Source organism: Rhodococcus sp. NPDC059968 (genome assembly GCF_042738615.1).
Taxonomy (GTDB): domain Bacteria; phylum Actinomycetota; class Actinomycetes; order Mycobacteriales; family Mycobacteriaceae; genus Rhodococcus_F.
Genome location: NZ_JBHWUE010000235.1, coordinates 1 through 2915 on the forward strand (window position 1 = coordinate 1; position 2915 = coordinate 2915).

General features: G+C 66.4%; 2 protein-coding genes and 1 pseudogene. 2 read left to right on the forward strand and 1 reads right to left on the reverse strand.

What is annotated here, in order from left to right:
- Nucleotides 1–89 precede the first annotated feature (89 nt).
- Nucleotides 90–677 (forward strand): annotated as a pseudogene (locus tag ACFWAY_RS53350) (S1C family serine protease); the annotation flags it as partial.
- A gap of 143 nt (nt 678–820) precedes the next feature.
- Nucleotides 821–1012, forward strand: coding sequence for a hypothetical protein (locus ACFWAY_RS53355; RefSeq protein ID WP_378516481.1), 192 nt, complete (start codon nt 821–823; stop codon nt 1010–1012).
- 943 nt (nt 1013–1955) lie between these two features.
- Here ACFWAY_RS53355 and ACFWAY_RS53360 read toward each other — a convergent pair.
- Nucleotides 1956–2915: zinc ribbon domain-containing protein (locus tag ACFWAY_RS53360; protein ID WP_378516482.1), on the reverse strand; the 960-nt coding region annotated here is incomplete at its 5' end.

A 2915-nucleotide genomic window follows, 5' to 3' on the forward strand; every position in this document is an offset into this window, starting at 1 on the left:
CGTCCCCTGGCTCGGTGGCCGCACCGTGCGCTACGAGTTCGCGTGAACAGACACAAAATGCGGGTCGATTCGCTGAGTGAAAATCGGCGTTAGTGGTCGCGTTGGGGAACCCGCTGGGTCTGGCAGGCAGTGTGACGGCGGGCATCGTGTCCGGGTTGGGCCGGTCGTTGCCGGTGGAGTCGGGGCGGGTGATCGATGAGGTGATCCAGACCGATGCGGCGCTGAATCCGGGGAACAGCGGTGGCGCGTTGGCCGACAGTGCGGGCCGGCTGGTTGGGGTGAATACTGCTGTCGCCGGGATGGGGGTCGGTCTGGCGGTGCCGATCAACTCGACGACGAGGCAGATCATCGCCGCGTTGGTATCGGCTGGGCGGGTGCGTCGGGCCTGGTTGGGGATCGCGGGCATGCAGGTACCGCTGCCTCCGAAGCTGCAGGGGCGGATCGGGTCGAAGACGGGGTTGCAGGTGGCCGGTGTCTCCTCGGGCAGCCCGGCCGCCGAGGCGGGGTTGCGACGTGGGGACATCATGGTCGAACTCGACGGCAAACCGATCGTGACGACGACCGCCGTTCAGCGGTTGATGGTCGAGGATGCGATCGACCGGCAGATCGAGATCACGGTGTGGCGCAATGGTGCGCTGGTGGATGTGTTCGCTCGTCCTCGTGAGCTTGCGACCTGATGACCACATCGCCGCACGCAATCGAGGCATTGCAGCGGCGGTGGCAACGGATTCAATGTCGACGTCGAATTCGCTGGTCCGCCGCTGGAACGGGCGAACTCGCTCGCCGTCCTCGCCGAGGAGATCCTCCGCCACCGGTTCCCGTGGACTGCGGCGCCTGCGGGAACCCGCAACTGACCCTGCTGGCACGGCTCTTCGGTGGTAAGGCGACCCGCCCGGCGGACCTGCTGAGCTTCCTGTTCTTCGACCCGGCCTTCACCGTCCCGGCGGCCGCCCTGGGGCGGGCCGACGGCCGGCTCCGGCAGCATCCCCGGCCGACCTGGCGCACTCAGTAGAGCGCACCTGCTCACGTGTGGCCATCGGCAGACGACACCGCTGCAGACCGAACGGGTTTCGAGGGAGCTGAGACTCGATCCGGTGACGTCGAGACTGCCCACCACGCAATTTCGGCACTCTGGCAGTCTCGCAGGGGCGATCTCGGTCACCTCTGACCACCGATCCTTGCTCACCGCGTCGTGGACACATCCGCGCCCGGCTCAGCGCACCAGGTGGGTCACTGGCGCGCGGGACGGGCCGTGCTGGGCAAGACCCGAGTAGTGGTCGATTTGCGCCCGTACGGATTTCGACGACGACACACGGGGCATCCGCCCTCGAGCGCATCCACCTCGGGAACCCGAAAGGTCCTGACTGGCACCTACATCGTGGGTTCGGCGGTGTCACCGATCCGATGCGCAGTCAGTGTCCAGCGGCGTTGACGAAAAGGTGGGCGCGGGTGCCGTCGCTGATCAGGAGCAGGGTGACTTTGTCGGTGGGGAACTCGCTGTTCGCCGGGTTCACGCTAACGAGTAGTTGCATCTCCTGGGTGCAAGAGAAGCCCAGAATTCCCCACTCCGGCCCGGCGACCGCCGGATCGGTGCACGGGATTGGTTGTAGGGGTGAAAATGTGGAGTTGGCAGCGGATAGCTGGATCGAGTTCGCGAACGCAGTTTGGGGACCGTCGTAGCGACCCAGGTATGAGTTTGCACCCGAAAAGACCTGGGATTCGTACATCTGACCGAATCTGAACGTGGATGGGATCTCCACTCCGCGGCTGTTCAACGCATCCGGGGCCTCCTCCTCGTCGATTGAATGAGTGCCCGGCCCGTCGTGGCACGCGGTCATCGCAAGGGCTGCGATCGCCACGAGGCCCACCAGCCCCGGTCCACGTCTTGGCTTGCTGCTCCGCACCAATGGATCCTTCGTCATCATCGTCCGCGACGGTTGCTCGTTATCGAGCGTCTACATAGATCTCATACTTCCTACCACTGACGTGGCTGGCGTTGGAGATGGATGTACTTCACGGCTACCCGTAACACCCTGCGGTGTTGCGGGTTGTACCGTGTCCCACACCGACGCTTGTGGCGCAGGAACGATCTTTGTCTGGTTCACCCCCACCCGGGGTGTCGCGGCGGGAGCACTGCGACGGACACGGCGATGCCGCGGCCGGCTCGGAGTGGGACACATTTTGTCGCGGCATCGGCGCACCGGCGCATGCTCGATCACCCGGATCCGCGGATTCTCCCCGCGCTTCCGAACGGCTTGTCCGCGTCCCAGCACTGCCCGCTTGGCCAGGTTCACGCCCGCCACATGGTCACGATGTCCGCCGACTTTGCACTGCGCACACCAGGCCCGGTGGTAACCGCCGGGGCGAGCCAGTGGTTCGTTGCAGCCCGGACACAACGCCGAGGACCCTCGAGCGGGCACCGAGATCACCGTGATGCCGACACCGGCGGCGGTGTGGGTGAGCGCGTCGACGGCTTGGCGGCGGGCGGATTGCGCGGCCCGATTGTTGTTGACGCGCCCGTGCCCGCGGGTTTCGAGGGTGGTGAGGTCTTCCACCGCAATCACCGTCGCCCCCGCTGCGGCAGCGAAGTCGGTGACCTGACGGCCGAAGTGAAACGCCAGTTCCCGGTTGATCTTCCCCCGCTTGGCACCCACCGCCTCGCGGTGGGCGTCGAGGACGGCGATCTTCGCCTCCAGTTGTGCTCGGACCTCCAGTGGGGCGGCAGCGGCGAGCTGCGTCAAGCGGGCAGCTTTGCGGTGCAGCAGCTGCCCTTCGGCCTGCAGGCGGGCCAGCTTGATCCCGAGGCCGCGGTCGTCGTACGTGAAACCCCGGTAATCCGACACCAGACCCTCCGGGCTGTCGGCGGTGATGGCGGCGGCACCGAGTGTGGACGGGGACCAGTCCACGCCCACCGC